We start from the raw sequence: 16330 nt of genomic DNA on the forward strand, positions 1-16330 counted from the left end.
ACTCACGACAGACTAGAGGAGCTAGCAGATATGACCGCCATCGTAGCCGACGCAGCTCCGACCCGCTGGTGGCACAGCCGCGCGGTCTATCGCTTCATGCGACATCATCTGGCGCTCATCGGGATCGCGATGATCACCCTGCTCGTGCTGGCGTGCGCCATTGGGCCCTATGCTCTGCCCTACGACTCGCTCCACATCGACCTGCGTGCCCGCTTTGCTCCGCCGCTCACCGGTCAGCATTACCTCGGCACGGATCCGTTGGGGCGTGATCTGGCTGTGCGGCTGTTGATGGCCGGGCGGGTTTCGCTGCTGGTGGGATTCTCGGCGATGTTGCTGTCAACACTCATCGGAACACTCGTCGGCGTGACGGCCGGCTATCGCGGCGGCTGGGTCGGGGCGGCGCTGATGCGCATGGTGGACGGCTTCCTCTCTTATCCCTCGATCTTCCTCGTGCTGGCGCTGGCCGCGACGCTGCGGCCGAGTCCGGTGATGATTACCGTGATCATTGCCGTCACGAGCTGGATGGAGACTGCGCGCATCGTCGAGGCCGAGGTCCGCTCGCTGCGCGAGCGCGAGTTTGTCCAGGCGGCGCGTATGGTGGGACTGAGCCGAGGGCATATCATGTTCCGCGAGGTCCTGCCCAATGCGATGGGCCCGATCATCGTCGCCGCAAGCCTCGCGGTCGCCCGCGCGATCCTTCTTGAAGCCTATATCAGCTTCCTGGGCTACGGCATCCAGCCGCCGCTGCCGAGCTGGGGCAACATGCTCAATGGCGCGCAGCAATATCTGGCGAGCGCTCCGTGGCTTGCGATCATTCCCGGTGCCGCGATCACGATCGCCGTGACGAGCTTCAACTTCATCGGCGATGGCTTGCGAGATGCCCTCGACGTGCGAAACGACAATTTTTGATCAATGTGAACCAAGCCGCGGCTGAACATAGATGTCATAAGAGAAGCAAACGCCATGCATGCGCCGAGAGTTGACGAGAAGGCGACGCCCTATTGGTGGGAGGCCGCCCCGCTCAAACCGCTGCCTCGACAGCCACTGTCCAAGAAACTCGATGTGCTGATCGTGGGCGCGGGCTATGCCGGACTCTCGGCTGGTCTGGTGCTGGCGCGCGAAGGACGCTCCGTCGCGGCGTTCGATGCAATGGATCCGGGAGAGGGAGCTTCTACGCGCAACGGCGGCATCACCAGCGGATCCATTCGGCCGGATTTCGCGACGCTTACGCGGCGGTTCGGGGAGGACCGGGCGCTGGCGATCGAGGCCGAAGGCAAGAGCGCGCGCGAATTCCTGTACGATTTCATCAAGACGGAAGGACTTGCCTGCGACTTCCAGCCGGTGGGACAGTTCAAGGGGGCATTCGGCTATGAACAATACGAATCCATGGCGCGGACCGCGGAGAGGCTCGCGAAGAGGCTGGGGATCGAGGCTTACACAGTGCCCTATGCCGAGCAGCGAAAGTACATCGGCACGGATGTCTATCGCGGCGGCACGGTTCGGATGGACATCGGCGGACTGCATCCGGCCAAATTCCACGCTGAGCTCCTGCGGGTCGCGCTCGCTTCCGGATTGACAGTCCACGCGCGGACGCCCGTGATCTCGATCGAAAGAGATAGCGCCGGATTCCGCGTCGTCACTTCGGCCGGCTCGGTGCAGGCACGTCAGGTGCTGGTCTGCACGAATGGTTACACCGATGCTGCCGTGCCCTTCCTGCGCCGCAGGCTGGTGCCGGTTCGCAGCCGGATCATTGCGACCGAGGAGCTTGCGCCCGAGGTCATGGCGCGGCTGATGCCGAAACGGATGATGATTATCGAAAATCGGGAGGTCGGCTTCTATTACCGGCCTTCGCCGGACGGCAAACGCATTCTGCTCGGTGGCCGCGACAGTTCCCGCGTCGGCGATCCCGTGGCTCCAAAGCTGCTTCTGCGCAAGGGCCTGGTCAATCTGTTTCCGGAGCTGGACGGCGTTCGCCTCTCGCACAGCTGGTTCGGCAACGTGGCGATGAACCGCGACATGATTCCCCGTATCTTCGAGAAGGACGGCGTGGTCTATGCCACCGGCTTTTGCGGCTCGGGCGTCGTTTGGGCCCCATGGATCGGCATGCATGCGGCCCACAAGCTCATGGGGCATGAGGAGGGGGCACGCACGGCCTTTGACTTCCGGCCGCCGGCCTTCATCCCGTTCTATCGAGGCAGTCCATGGTTCATGCCTGCCTTCATCCAGACCTATCGCATGCGTGATCGCATTGCGCTGTGGCGTGCCAGCCGCTGAGGGCCAGCAGCATATCGTCCAAATTAGGGGCGCCGCCGCCTCTCGAAAGAAAAGAATCGATGCACTACGTCTCCACACGCGGCCATTCGGGCCGCAAGCAGTTCTCTGAGACCTTGCTTGAAGGCCTCGCCGCGGATGGCGGGCTGTACATACCCCAGACCTACCCTCGTGTGGATGACGCGACGCTGGATGCGTGGCGTACCTTGTCCTACCCGAGCCTGGCTTTCGAGGTTCTGTCGCTCTACATCAACGATATCCCGCCCGCTGACCTGAAAGCCATTTGCGAGAGGACCTATACGCCGGAGGTCTTTGGAAGCTCGAAGATCGCGCCGCTGCGAAAGCTGGAGAACGGCCTTTACCTCCAGGGCTTGTCGAACGGTCCGACGCTGGCGTTCAAGGACATGGCCATGCAGTTGCTCGGCAATCTGCTCGAGTACGAACTGGCGCGCCGGCATGAGGAGTTGAACATTCTGGGCGCGACCAGCGGCGACACCGGCAGCGCTGCAGAATACGCCATGCGTGGCAAGAAGGGGGTGCGTGTCTTCATGCTGTCACCCCGCGCGCGGATGAGCGCATTTCAGCAAGCTCAGATGTTCAGCCTCCAGGATGACAATATCCACAACATCGCCATCGATGGTGTGTTCGACGACTGCCAGGACATCGTCAAGCGCGTGTCCGGCGATCTGGAATTCAAGCAGCGATACAAGATCGGCGCGGTGAATTCGATCAACTGGGCGAGGCTGCTGGCGCAGGTCGTCTATTACTTTTATGGGTATCTGCAGGCGACCGAGCCGCAGTCGGCGGGTGCAAGCTTTGCCGTGCCATCAGGAAACTTCGGAAACATCTGCGCCGGTCACGTCGGGCGCATGATGGGCCTTCCGATATCCCGCCTCGTCCTTGCGACCAACGAGAACGACGTGCTTGACGAGTTTTTCCGCACCGGCGTGTATCGCGTTCGAAGCCGGGCTGACACGCTTGAAACATCGAGCCCCTCGATGGATATTTCCAAGGCCTCCAATCTCGAGCGTTTCGTGTTCGACCTGCTCGGTCGCGACGCCAGTCGGACCAAACTACTGTTTGAAGATCAACTCAGGGAACGCGGGGCGTTCGATCTAAGCGGAGATCCCTGCTTCGCCGACGCGGCAACGCGTTTCGGCTTTCGGAGCGGCAGGAGCACCCATGCCGATCGGCTGGCGACGATCCGTGACACGTGGGAGCGCTATGACACTATGATCGACCCCCACACTGCAGATGGTGTGACGATCGCGCGTATGCACGGCTCCCCCGAGGAGCCGATGATCGTGCTCGAAACTGCGCTGCCAATCAAATTCGCCGCGACGATCAGGGAAGCGTTAGGCCGCGATCCGGATCGCCCGCAACGTTTCGATGGCATCGAAGATTTGCCGAAACGGGTCAGAGTCCTTCCGGCAGATGCAGAGGCGGTCAAGAACTACATCGCCGACGTCGTGCAGGGCAGCTGAACAGACGAGTCCGGACCGGGAGCTGCTGCACGATGGCCGTTTTTACCGAGTTGTCGTTCGACGAGGTTGCTGCGTTCTTTCGAGCGCTGGGTCTTGGCGCGCCGCTTGCCGTTCGCGGCGTCACCAGCGGAATTGAGAACACGAACTATTTCGTCGAAACGGATGGCGCAAGGTATGTGCTCACCTTGTTTGAGCGTCTCACATTCGAGCAATTGCCTTTTTACCTGCACTTGATGAAGCATCTCGCGGTTCGAGGCATGCCCGTCCCGGATCCGGTTGATGATGCACATGGCGTTATCCTTCACTCTCTGAGGGAGCGGCCCGCCGTGGTTGTCAACAGGCTTCCTGGTGCAAGCGCGGCAGAACCTACCGCCGCCCATTGCAGTTCCGTCGGGGAGTGCCTTGCGCGCCTGCACTTGGCCGGGAGTGATTACCCACGACGCCAAGCCAATCCGCGCGGTCTTCAATGGTGGAACGAGGTCGTGTCGGTGCTCGGCCGCCGCGTATCTGCCGGACCGCGCTCGCTGCTCTCGACTGAATTGGCCTTTCAGAACGAGCTGGCTTTGTCCTCGACCTACAGGCAACTCCCCAGGGGGCCGATCCACGCCGATCTGTTTCGCGACAACGTGTTGTTCGAGAGGGGGCGCCTGTCCGGCGTCATTGATTTCTATTTCGCCGGATGCGACACGTTTCTGTTCGATATAGCGGTGTGCCTCAACGACTGGTGTGTCGATGGCCTCACCCACCGCGCCAATGTCGAGCGAGCCGCCGCTTTCCTGGGTGCTTATGAGAGCGTCCGGCCGCTGACTTCCTCCGAACACAAGCTGCTTCCTGCGATGCAGCGCGCTGCGGCATTCCGGTTTTGGCTGTCGCGCCTGTGGGATGTGCACCTGCCTCGGCAGGCTGCGCTCCTCAAGCCACATGATCCCAGCCACTTCGAGCGAATCTTACTCATGCTCCGGGGAGAGTTCGCATTATCATGATCGTCCAATTTGCAGCAGCGAGGATGGCGGTACGTTGGCGCCGACCCTAGAAGGCCGAATTCGCGGGCTTCTTTCGCAGATCCAGGCGGAGGGCCTCTACAAGCATGAGCGGATGATCACTGGCGCGCAGGCGGGCCGGATCCGCGTCGTTTCGAAGTCCTCCGAGCGCGAGCTCGTCAACCTTTGCGCCAACAACTATCTGGGCCTCGCCGATCATCCCGAAGTCATCGCAGCCGCCAAGCGGGGCCTGGATGAGTTCGGGTTTGGCATGGCATCCGTGCGATTCATCTGCGGTACGCAAACCCTGCACCGCGAACTCGAGCGCACGATCGCTCGCTATCTGGGCAAGGATGACGCTATCCTGTTCGCGGCCTGCTTCGACGCCAATGGCGGGGTCTTCGAACCGCTTCTAGAGACCGACGACGCCGTCATTTCTGATTCTCTCAATCACGCTTCCATGATCGACGGCGTGCGTCTTTGCAAGTCGAGGCGCTACCGCTTTGCCAACGGCGACATGAACGAGCTCGAGGATCGGCTCAAGGAGGCAGACAGGGGCGGAGCCCGGTTCAAATTGATCGCCACGGACGGCGTGTTCTCGATGGACGGATACGTGGCCAGGCTCCCCGCCATTTGCGCCTTGGCCGAGAGGTACGGCGCCGCCGTCATGGTCGACGACTGCCATGCCACCGGTCATATCGGCGAAGCCGGCCGCGGCACGCCGACGCTAACAGGCACAAACCGGCAGGTCGACATCGTCACGGGAACGCTCGGCAAGAGCCTCGGTGGCGCGATGGGCGGCTTTGTTGCGGCGTCCCAACCAATTGTTGATCTGCTTCGACAGCGAGCGCGTCCGTATCTCTTCTCCAACAGCCTCGCTCCGGCAGTGGCGGCGGGATCCATCAAGGCGATCCAGATCGCGGAAACAGCCGACGACCGACGGCAGATTCTTGCTGCGCATATGCGGCGCTTTCGGTCGGGCTTGGAAAAGGCTGGCTTCGAACTGCTCGCGGGAGAGACACCAATCATTCCAGTCATGCTGCACGACGCGCGCCTGGCGCAGGATATGGCAGCCGCGCTGGATGAACGCGGCATCTACGTCGCCGCGTTCTTCTATCCCGTCGTCCCCAAAGGAAAGGCGCGGATCAGGACACAGATGTCCGCCGCCCTGAGCGAAAAGGACGTTGAACAGGCCGTCGACGCTTTCGCCGACGCCGGCAAGGCGCTTGGCGTGATTTGATGATTACAAAGGTGCTCTCATGAAAGCTCTTGTCAAAGCAGCTGCCGAACCGGGGCTCTGGCTCGACGAACGGATGATCCCTCAGATCGGACCGGATGACGTTCTCATCAAGATCAACAAGACCGGGATCTGCGGCACGGATATCCATATCTACGCTTGGGATGAGTGGGCGCAGCGGACCGTCCCTGTCCCGATGGTCGTCGGCCATGAGTATGCAGGCGAGATCGCCGAGGTGGGCGCGAACGTCACGAAGTTCGCGATTGGGCAGCGGGTTTCGGGTGAGGGCCATGTTGTCGGCGTGAGCAGCCGCGCTGCACGGGGAGGGCGGTTTCACCTGGATCCCGAAACTAAGGGGATCGGTGTCAACATTCCCGGAGCTTTTGCCGAATATCTGCGTTTGCCCGCCTTCAATGTCGTGCCGCTGCCTGACGACATCGACGACGAGATCGGGGCCATCCTCGATCCGCTCGGCAACGCCGTCCACACCGCGCTGTCGTTCGACCTCGTGGGCGAGGATGTGCTCATCACCGGGGCAGGCCCAATTGGCATCATGAGCGCCGCCGTCGCCAGGCATGTCGGTGCGCGGCACATCGTGATTACCGACGTCAATCCGAATCGTTTGGCATTGGCATCTGATGTCGCTGACGTCGTTCCCGTCGACGTGAGCAAGGAAGATCTTCGATCCGTGACCCAGCGCCTCGGCATGAAGGAAGGGTTCGATGTCGGGCTCGAGATGAGCGGCGCGCCCGTCGCGTTCGACCAAATGGTCGAAAATCTGGTAATGGGCGGCAAGATAGCGATGCTCGGCATCCCTGCTCGGCCCGCCACGGTCGACTGGACCAAGCTTGTCTTCAAGATGCTCACCGTCAAGGGAATCTACGGGCGGGAGATGTTTGAGACCTGGCATAAGATGCTCGCAATGCTCGAAAGCGGTCTCGACATCAGGAAAATCATAACGCACCGCTTGCCGGTGACGGAGTTCAAGGCCGGATTTGAGATCATGCGCACTGGCAACTGCGGCAAGATCGTCCTGGACTGGAAGGCGTGAATACGCCTTCGAGAGTGCGCCTGCCGCAGGACGGCAGATTGATCCTGCCGCCGCATCATCAATGAAATTCTATGCCGAACTTTGCGCCAGGCGGGTTGCGTAATGCTGTCGGACCCAAGTTACGCTGCGAACTGTGCGGGGGTCATCGAGGTGGCCTCACGGTATCAGGTGCTGGCGATTGGGCCTGCAACCCGAGCAAGAGACGTTGACCGATCATGACAGCCGCAGCTTATCCAGTCGGGCATTGCGACAATGAGGACGTGGCCCTGCTTCCTTTCTCCAGAGCTCATCTGGAAGGCGCCCTGACGCTCTCGCAGGAGATGTCCTGGCCCTACCGAATCGAGGATTGGGACGTTGCGCTGCAGTTGGGCCATGGCTTCGTTCTGCAGCGCGACGGGGCGGTGATCGGAACCGCGGCGTGGTGGCCATACGGCGAGACTCATGCGTCCGCCGGCATGATCATCGTCGCGAAGGCCGCTCAGGGCCGCGGCTATGGGGCGCGGCTGATGGATGCGTTGCTGAAGTCCGCGCGCCCGCGGACCATCTCGCTGAACTCGACGGCCGAAGGCATTACGCTTTATCGCCGCCGCGGCTTTGTGCCGACCGGGATCATCCATCAGCATCAGGGAATTCCACACCAAAGCCACGAGACGCCACGATCGGGCCTCCTCAGACCGATGGCCGCATCGGAGTTCGAAGCGATCGCGCGGCTCGACCGCACTGCTACTGGGTTGGAGCGCCGGCAATTGCTGAATCGGCTGTTCGATAGCGGTGACGGTTATGTCCTGCTGCGTGACGGCTTACTTTGCGGATACGCCATCTCTCGCCTTTTCGGCCGTGGGCATGTCATCGGTCCCGTCGTGGCCGAAAACCCGACCGATGCGCGCGCGCTGATCGAATTCACGATCGCGCGTCTCGGGCCTGTCTTTGTCCGGATCGATACTCCTGCATCCTCGCAACTCGGGGAATGGCTCGAAAGCATCGGCCTGCGTCTGGTCAGTGATGCCACCACCATGGTGCTGGGGACGCCGGCTCCATGGACTGGACCAGCGCGCATGTTCGGGCTCGCCAACCAGTCATTCGGCTAAGGGGGCATCGGGATGCTGCGGGTGGAGATGGACAGGACGGATGTCCCGAACGCCGGTGCGGGCGAGACGGCCGCAACGATTGATGTGCTGGCAACACCGGCGCTCCTGCTCGACAAGGACCGGCTGGATCGCAATCTGGCGCGCCTGTCCTCTCGTATGGCCCGGCAAGGCGTCGTGCTGCGTCCCCATATGAAGACGGCGAAATCCATTGGCGTTGCCCAACGCGTCTATCCATCGGGGCCGGGACCAATCACTGTCTCGACCTTGGCGGAGGCGGAGTACTTCGCGCAGCATGGATTCCGGGATCTCACCTATGCCGTGGGTCTGGCGCCCCACACAGCTGAAAGAGCTATGCGTCTGCGGAAAGCCGGCGTCGACGTCAAGGTGCTGCTCGAATCGCCGGAGCAGGCGATCATCCTCGGCGCGGCCGCTCGTGCCGCCGGCGTGACGCCGTCTGCTTTCATCGAAATCGACTGCGATGGTCACCGTGGCGGGCTGACGCCTGAGGACCCCAAGCTCATCGCCCTCGCGGACGCCGTGGCCGAGGCCGGCGTCAACCTCATAGGCATTCTCACCCATGCCGGCGAATCCTATGGTCTCTGCGCGCCTGAAACCCTCGTGGCGGCTGCGGAGAACGAAAGGGCCGTGGCCGTCGCTGCTGCGGCGAGGTTGCGCGCAGCGGGGCATAAGTGCTCTGTCGTCAGCGTCGGCTCGACGCCGACCGCCCACTTTGCCCAAGACCTGACCGGCGTCACGGAAATGCGAGCCGGCGTCTACATGTTCTTTGATCTGGTGATGCACGGCGTCGGCGTCTGCACAACCGATGACATCGCCATCTCTGTGCTCGCCACCGTGATCGGCAAGAAGCCCGAGAAGGGCTGGATTTTGGTCGATGCCGGGTGGATGGCGCTGTCGCGCGACCGCGGCACCGCGGCGCAGCACGTCGACCAGGGATACGGTCTGGTCTGCGATGTGGCCGGCAAGGTCTATCCCGACCTGATCGTTTCCCAAGCGAGCCAGGAGCACGGCATCCTCGCTATCAGGCCCGGGTCGGCGCAGGCCTTGCCCGACCTTTCGATCGGGGCGAAGGTCAGGATTCTCCCCAATCATGCCTGTGCAACGGCCTCGCAGCACGAACTCTACAACGTCGTCTCCGCCGGCAGCCGCGCGATTGCAGCGCGATGGCCCCGGATGCGCGGCTGGTAGGCTGTCGAAAGGATCGCCCCCAATGACCTCTCCCCTTCCACACCTGAGGGAAGCCGGCTTCCTTGGAAAATTCTACATCGACGGAGAATGGCGGAAGCCGATCGGATCACACGCGGCAGCATCAACCGTCGTCAATCCGGCGACGGAGCAGCCGATCGCCGAGGTTACGCTCGGCGATGACGATGATGTGGACTGCGCCATCGCAGCCGCTCGACGAGCCTTCGCCCGCTGGTCCATAACACCGTCTGCTGAGAGAGCGGCGCTGCTCGACCGGGTTCATGGTTTGCTCCTCAAGCGATTGGAGTCGTTCGCGCAGGCCCTCACGTGCGAGATGGGAGCCGCCATCACCTACGCGCGCCGCGCCCAGGTGCCGCTGGCCGCTGAACATATCCGTGTCGCCCGCGACAATCTCGCGAATTATCCGTTCGTCACCCGACGCGGCAGCACGGCGATCATGCGCGAGGCGATCGGTGTCTGCGGGCTCATCACCCCCTGGAATTGGCCTCTCTACCAGATCACAGCCAAGGTCGGCCCCGCGCTCGCGGCCGGTTGCACGGTGGTGTTGAAGCCGAGCGAATTATCGCCGCTGAGCGCCTTGCTATTCGCTGAGGTCGTGGACGATGCCGGTTGTCCGCCCGGCGTCTTCAACCTCGTCAATGGAACAGGTCCGATCGTTGGCGCTGCTCTGGCGTCGCATCCGCAGGTCGACATGATCTCGATCACCGGCTCGACCCGGGCCGGCGTTCTCGTCGCGCAAGCGGCGGCGCCCACCGTCAAGCGTGTCGCCCAGGAGCTCGGCGGCAAGTCGCCGAACATCATCTTGCCGGATGCCGATCTGCGGCGCGCTGTTCCGCTCGGCGTCAGCGCCGCCTTCCGCAATCTCGGCCAGTCCTGCAGCGCACCGACGCGCATGCTTGTGTCCCGCTCACAAATGGACGAGGTCGAGCTCCTGGCGGTGGCGGCCGCTTCTGAATTGGTGGTCGGCGATCCCCTTGCGGAAAGCACGACGCATGGCCCGATCGCCAACCGGCCGCAGTTCGAGCGCGTGCAGACCATGATCGATGTCGGTCTGAACGAAGGCGCCAAGCTCATCATCGGCGGGCCGGGGCGGCCCGGCGACCTTCAGATTGGCTTCTTCGCGCGGCCGACGATCTTCTCCAATGTCCGTCGCGGCATGAGGATCGCGCAGGAGGAGATCTTCGGTCCAGTATTGTCGATCATTCCCTACGACACCGTAGACGAGGCGATCGAGATTGCCAACGATACCGTCTACGGTCTCGGCGCCCATGTACAAGGCACTGATATGGAGACGGTGCGCGCAGTCGCCCGTCAGATCCAGTCGGGGCAAGTGCATCTCAACCATCCCGACTGGGACCCCAACGCACCTTTCGGCGGCTACAAGCGCTCCGGCAACGGCCGGGAATACGGCCGTGAGGGCATGGAGGAGTATCTGGAGACCAAGGCCGTCCTCGGATTTTACCGATGAACGCTGCCGCAAAGTCTGCTGAAACCTATTTTCGCGCGGCTGCCGCCGCCCTGGCTATGCGGTCCGGCTCCTCCGGACCGGACATGTCGGCGACACTGCTGAAGCGTCACTACGGAGTGACCGGATCAATCGCGACATTGTCGTCCGAGGTTGAGCGCACCGTCGAAGTCGGCATCCCGGACGGCGGGCGCTGCATCCTGAAGACGTCGACCAGACCGGAGGCGGTCGACAGCTTCCGTTTCCAAACCTCGGCCATGGCAGGATTGCAGGAGGCCGCGGGCTTCGTTGCACCCGCAGTGCTCCGCACGAGCAGCGGCGTATTGATGTTTGAGGAAGAGGGGATATGCGGGTACCTGCAGACCCGGATCGAGGGCATTCCGCTGCATCAGGTGGTGCCCACTCCCGAGCTGCTTTTTCGGACTGGCTGCGCCCTCGCTCGGCTTGATTTGGCGCTTGCGCAAGTCGACGTGCTTGCAGCCCATCGGCCCGTTCTTTGGCATGTCGGGTGCTGGTCGCGGCTGATGGAACTGGAGCAATACCTACCAAGCGGGAGCGTTGCCGATAGCGTTCGCGCCGCTATGGCGGAGTATCTGGAGTTTGTTGAGCCGCAACTCTCGAACGTCGTCTGGCAGGTCACTCATAACGATCCCAGCCCGTTCAATATGATTGTGACTGGCCAGGGACTGGGCTTCATCGATTTTGGTGATGGCTGCTGGAGCCCCAGGATCCAGGATCTGACGATTGCAGCAAGCCACCTCGTATCGGATTCGACGCTTCCTCTGGGGGGCGCAGAATATCTCATTGCCGGCTACGCCTCTGTCATTGCGCTTTCAAGGCTGGAAGCAAGACTCCTCGTCGGATTGATGCGGGCGCGACAAAGTGCATTGATCCTGGTCAATTACTGGCGCGCCCACCTTTTTCCGGCCGACGCCCACTACATCAAAAAGAACGTCGCGCGTGCCGAGCACGGCCTTTCTATCCTGGAGCCTCTTGATGTCGCGTTGGGCGAGGCGGCAGTCCTGGCGGCGGTATCGTCGTCCTTGCCGTAACGCCGCTTAGGTTCCCTCGAGCAACAGGGGCGTAAAATTGCGAAGTAACCGCGGTACTCTTTCAAACAGGCAGCAGCACATGTCCACAGATCTCATGCCCAACCGCTACAGACCTGGCGAATCAAACCTTCCTAACCGCGAATCCGAGCTCATTGCTCGTCGTGACCAAGTTCTGGGCGCTTCTTATCGCCTCCAGTACCGCCGGCCCGTGCACTTCGTTCGCGGCGAAGGTATGTGGCTGTACGATCCGGACGGCCGGGCCTATCTCGACTTCTACAATAACGTGCCGTGTCTCGGCCATTGCCACCCGGAAGTGAACGCTGCAATGGCTGAGCAGGCGGGCCGAATAAGCGCCAATACGCGCTATCTCGAGCCAAAGCTTGTCGACTATGCCGAGCGGCTCGTCGGGACTTTCCCGAACGAGCTCGATCGCGTGGTGTTTACCTGCACGGGGAGTGAATCCAACGATCTGGCGCTTCGCATTGCGCGATGTGCGAGCGGCAACGAAGGCGTGATCGTGTCCACCTATGCCTATCACGGCACTAGTGCTGCGACTGCCGCGGTTTCGCCGAACCTGGGTGACGCAGTCGAGCTCAGCCCGTTTGTGCGGACGGTGTCTTTACCCGGGCCGGCGGGCATACCGGAAGCCCAGGCTGCGGAGTTCTTCGAGAGCCAGATTCGTTCGGCCATAATGGATCTAAACCGTCGTGGCATGGGCGTTGCGGCCCTGCTCATCGACAGCATTTTCTCCAGCGATGGCGTATGGGTAGATCCTCCTGGATTCATCGCGAGCGGAGTTGCGGCGGTGCACGAGGCCGGTGGTCTCGTCATTGCCGACGAAGTTCAACCAGGCTTCGGACGAACTGGCGCCGGTATGTGGGGCTTCGAGCGACATGGGATCGTTCCGGATCTTGTTACCCTCGGCAAGCCGATGGGCAACGGATTCCCGATTGGCGCTGTCGTTGGTCGCAGAACATGGATGGACCAATTTGGTGCCACCTCTCGCTACTCGAACACATTCGCCGGAAACACAGTCGGGATAGCAACAGCGGACGCCGTGCTAACGATCTTGCAGCGCGACCAAATTCCGCAAAGGGCCCTTGCGATGAGCGCGCGCCTCCGCAGCGGACTGGAGAAGCTCGCAAAGCAGCAACATGAAATTCGCGCCATACGAAATGCTGGTCTTTTCTTCGGCGTCGACATAGGGGCTGAGGGGACCCCGCCGGCAGGTCGGCGTGCGATGGCTTTGGACCTGGTCAACGCAATGCGGGATGACGGGGTGCTTATCAGCACGACCGGTGCCAATGAAGATACCCTTAAAGTGCGCCCTCCGCTCGTTTGCGACGCCGAGCATGTTGACCTCTTCCTAGCAACCATGGAGCGGGCGCTCATCAAGATCGCAGGCTAGACTAGATCACAGACGCCATCGGGGCTGGACTATCAAACCCGATGCCATCACGCTTTAAACGAAATTTTGCACCTGTTCTTGCAGCCATTGAGCAAGATGGTGTGCTGTCCCTGACAGTTCAGGTTCTCCTGTCCAGATGAGCCCGTAGTGGCTTTCGTCGGCATCGAAACCGGCAGGTGCGATGAGCCGCCCTCTATCGATGTCGTCGGTAGCAAGGACCCAAGGGCTGAGCGCAACACCCAGCCCGGCGGATGCGGCTTCAACGATCAGGAAGTGGTGGTCGTAAAAGCGAATCTCCGTGGGGCGCCGCACTGACGGGTGGACGGAAAGCCAGCGCGACCAGGCGTCCGGCCGGGTCTTTGATCCCAAGGCGATGTACTCCCCGGAAGCAAACGCCGACGCGAGTTGCGGACTCATGACCGGTCCTACCTTTTCGGGAAAAAGGCGCCGGACATGCCACGCATCTGGAAGCGCAAAGTCGAGCCGGCGTATGGCGAGATCGATCCGGTCGCGGCGAAACTCGACAGGGCCGCCGGCGACAGAAAGATGGAGAGCGATGTCGGGATGGACGGCCTGAAAGTTCGCAAGTCGTGGAATAAGCCAGCGCATGGCCACTGAAGGTTCGCATGAGAGAACGAGGGAATTCTGCCGAGCGTTGGCAGCACGCAAGCTCTCAACGGTTGTCGCCAACTCGGTGAAGAATCGGCCGAGCGTGAGGTGGAGCGCCTCTCCCGCGGCAGTGAGGCGCAAGCCACGTCCGCTTTTTTCGAAGAGTTTGAAGCCAAGGTCTTCGGACAGCTTGGTGATGCGGCGGCTCACGGCCCCGTGGGTCAAGGCGAGGCTGTCTGCGGCCAAGCGGACAGACCCGAGGCGCGCCGTGGTCTCGAACGCACGTAAGTCGTCCAAGGAAGGTACTTCTGACCGCTTCATTGGTGATGTTATATCACCAATTGCGCGCAGAAAGTATCGCTTTTCACGCTGGAACTTGTTCGCATAATTGATCCATGCGAACCAATGGCCAGTACACAATCGGTATTCTTGCCGACGACTTGACCAGCGCCGCGGATGGGGCCGCTCCGTTTGTGCAGCGGGGCCTGCGAGCCGTTGTCGGCCGACGCCGACTGCCTCTACCGAACGCAACGATCCTTGCCGTCGATAGCGGATCACGATCGCTTCTAGCTTCGCAGGCGATGCAGCGAGCATCGGAACTTGCCGGGCAACTCGCTTCACAGGATGTCCTCTACAAGACCGTGGACTCGACTCTTCGCGGCCATGTCAGGGCCGAGATGGAAGCGGCCTTTACCGCCAGCGGTCGCAAGATGCTGGTCTTCGCACCTGCGTTTCCGGGCGCAGGGCGTACGACCGTTAGCGGCGTTCAGCTTGTCGATGGCATCCCGGTCGCGGAGACCGGTTATGGTCGGGATCCCGTCCATCCGGCGCGACACTCGCGGCTGGTTGAACTCGTCCCGTCCTCCATCGGCAATGTCGTGATCCTCGATGCTACGACACAGGGCGAACTCGACGCAAAGATTGCAGCATTGCCGGATCCGGAGTCGATCCTGTGGGTGGGCTCTCCAGGCATGGCTCTGGCTTTGGCGAAGCGGCTTGCGCCGGTTCAGGTTGCGTCTGACGTGACGCTGGCCGGGGGCCGTGAGATTCTTGTTGTTGTCGGTAGCGCTAACCCGCGCAGCCATCGTCAGGCCGATCGGATCGGGGTCGAGCGCGGCGTTGCTCTATTGAGAGCTCCGGTGGAACGTATCGACGACCCCAATTCCATTCTGCGCGACATTGCGCAGGCCGCGGCTCGAAGGGTCGTCGATGAGCCTTGCGACGTGGTGGTGGCCACTGGCGGGGATACGATGGAAGCGATCCTCGATGGCCTGGACATCTCTGCGTTCGAGATTCTGCAGGAGCTCGAGCCAGGGTTTCCGCTTGGCCGCGCGTCCCTCGGGAATGGACGAGAGCTGCTCATCGCCATGAAGGCAGGCGGCTTTGGCGACGACGACACCCTACGTCGTGCGGTCGCGCGGCTCCGCGCCTGCGCCTCGGTATCAGAAAAGGCTCTGTAGTGACCCAAATCGCTCCCCTCGCCATCACCATGGGCGATGCCTCAGGCATCGGCCCGGAGATCGTGGCGAAGACATTGGCCAAAGGCGCTGAAAGCGTGGTCGTCTTTGGCAGCTCGGTCGTGATGGAGAATATCGTCCGTCGTCTGGGTCTCGGCCTCAAGGTCAAGCGCATCGCCGAACTCCAAGAGGCGCGCTCTGAGCCGCGGTCCATCGAGGTCGTCGAGGCGACGCAAATCATCGCGCCGCCTCCGCTCGGGAGCGTCAGCGCCATGTCCGGCCAAGCTTCCTTCGACGCCGTCGTCGCGGCCATCGCGGCAGCTAAAACCGGCAAAGTCAGCGGCATCGTCACCGCACCGATCAACAAGGAGGCAATGGCAAGGGCGGGCGTTCGCTATCCCGGGCATACCGAGATTCTCGCCGAGTATGGTGGTGCGAAGCGTGTCGCGATGATGCTGGCCAACGACGATATCCGCACGGTTCTCGTCACGATCCACACGTCTCTGCGCAAAGCCATCGACGAAGCGGATTTTGATGCGCAGATGTCGGCCATCCGGCTCGCAAACGAGGGTGGGAAGGCCCTCGGAATCGTGGCACCTCGCGTCGCGGTCGCAGGGCTCAACCCCCATGCCGGCGAAGGTGGTCTCTTCGGCGACGAGGAAATCCGGATCATTGGTCCCGCGATCGAGGCGGCACGCGCGGAGGGCATCGACGCCAGCGGCCCGTGGCCCGGCGACACCGTCTACATGCAGGCCCGCAAGGGCCGCTTCGATGTGGTCGTGGCCCAATATCACGATCAGGGCCTGATCCCCGTGAAATATCTCGGCCTCGAAAAGGGTGTGAACATCACGCTCGGCCTGCCGTTCGTCCGTACAAGCCCTGATCACGGCACGGCGTTCGACATCGCGGGCCGAGGCATCGCCGACACCGCCAGTCTCGAGACCGCGCTGGCTTACGCGCGAAGGCTCGTCGCCGCGCAAATCAAGACAAAAAAAGGGTAGTCT

The 16330-nt window shown here is 62.0% G+C and carries 14 protein-coding genes; 13 read left to right on the plus strand and 1 reads right to left on the minus strand.

From position 1 onward, the window contains the following. Positions 1-30 precede the first annotated feature (30 nt). From N2603_RS19215 to N2603_RS19265, 11 genes are all read left to right on the plus strand, one after another. Entirely contained in the window at positions 31-909 is an 879-nt protein-coding gene (locus N2603_RS19215; RefSeq protein WP_027544589.1) for an ABC transporter permease, read from the plus strand. Between the two features lie 54 nt (positions 910-963). Then, positions 964-2274, plus strand: a complete 1311-nt coding sequence (locus tag N2603_RS19220) for an NAD(P)/FAD-dependent oxidoreductase (protein WP_260389971.1) — start codon at positions 964-966, stop codon at positions 2272-2274. 59 nt (positions 2275-2333) lie between these two features. Then, complete coding sequence (gene thrC / locus N2603_RS19225; protein WP_260389972.1) at positions 2334-3755, plus strand: threonine synthase; 1422 nt, start codon at positions 2334-2336, stop codon at positions 3753-3755. 32 nt (positions 3756-3787) lie between these two features. Next, positions 3788-4738 (plus strand): homoserine kinase, encoded by a 951-nt coding sequence (locus N2603_RS19230; RefSeq protein WP_260389973.1) that lies wholly within the window; start codon positions 3788-3790, stop codon positions 4736-4738. 34 nt (positions 4739-4772) lie between these two features. Beyond that, the gene (locus tag N2603_RS19235) at positions 4773-5975 is read left to right on the plus strand and encodes a glycine C-acetyltransferase (protein ID WP_260389974.1); all 1203 of its coding nucleotides are present in this window, start codon (positions 4773-4775) and stop codon (positions 5973-5975) included. A 19-nt stretch (positions 5976-5994) separates the two neighbouring features. Then, positions 5995-7023, plus strand: a complete 1029-nt coding sequence (gene tdh, locus N2603_RS19240; protein ID WP_260389975.1) for an L-threonine 3-dehydrogenase — start codon at positions 5995-5997, stop codon at positions 7021-7023. 215 nt (positions 7024-7238) lie between these two features. After that, a complete protein-coding gene (locus tag N2603_RS19245; RefSeq protein ID WP_260389976.1) occupies positions 7239-8111 on the plus strand; it encodes a GNAT family N-acetyltransferase in 873 nt (290 codons plus the stop codon). A gap of 12 nt (positions 8112-8123) precedes the next feature. Then, entirely contained in the window at positions 8124-9317 is a 1194-nt protein-coding gene (locus tag N2603_RS19250; protein ID WP_260389977.1) for an alanine racemase, read from the plus strand. Between the two features lie 22 nt (positions 9318-9339). Beyond that, entirely contained in the window at positions 9340-10803 is a 1464-nt protein-coding gene (locus N2603_RS19255) for an aldehyde dehydrogenase family protein (RefSeq protein ID WP_260389978.1), read from the plus strand. After that, on the plus strand, positions 10800-11852 hold the full coding sequence (locus N2603_RS19260) for a phosphotransferase enzyme family protein (RefSeq protein ID WP_260389979.1): 1053 nt from the start codon (positions 10800-10802) through the stop codon (positions 11850-11852). The genes N2603_RS19255 and N2603_RS19260 overlap by 4 nt, the downstream gene beginning before the upstream one ends. A gap of 79 nt (positions 11853-11931) precedes the next feature. After that, the gene (locus tag N2603_RS19265) at positions 11932-13260 is read left to right on the plus strand and encodes an aspartate aminotransferase family protein (protein WP_260389980.1); all 1329 of its coding nucleotides are present in this window, start codon (positions 11932-11934) and stop codon (positions 13258-13260) included. 54 nt (positions 13261-13314) lie between these two features. On the opposite strand, the gene N2603_RS19270 is transcribed toward N2603_RS19265, so the two are convergent. Beyond that, positions 13315-14166: a LysR family transcriptional regulator gene (locus tag N2603_RS19270; RefSeq protein WP_260389981.1), complete on the minus strand. Its 852-nt coding sequence runs from the start codon at positions 14164-14166 to the stop codon at positions 13315-13317. Positions 14167-14264: 98 nt separating this feature from the next. Between N2603_RS19270 and N2603_RS19275 the strand changes: the two genes are divergently transcribed. Together N2603_RS19275 and pdxA are read left to right on the plus strand one after the other, a co-directional pair. Beyond that, on the plus strand, positions 14265-15329 hold the full coding sequence (locus tag N2603_RS19275; protein WP_260389982.1) for a four-carbon acid sugar kinase family protein: 1065 nt from the start codon (positions 14265-14267) through the stop codon (positions 15327-15329). Next, positions 15329-16327, plus strand: coding sequence for a 4-hydroxythreonine-4-phosphate dehydrogenase PdxA (gene pdxA, locus N2603_RS19280; RefSeq protein WP_425248994.1), 999 nt, complete (start codon positions 15329-15331; stop codon positions 16325-16327). Before N2603_RS19275 ends, pdxA begins: the two co-directional genes overlap by 1 nt. Positions 16328-16330 lie beyond the last annotated feature (3 nt).

Origin of the sequence: Bradyrhizobium huanghuaihaiense, from assembly GCF_025200885.1 — a bacterium.
GTDB classification, from domain to species: Bacteria; Pseudomonadota; Alphaproteobacteria; order Rhizobiales; family Xanthobacteraceae; genus Bradyrhizobium; species Bradyrhizobium huanghuaihaiense.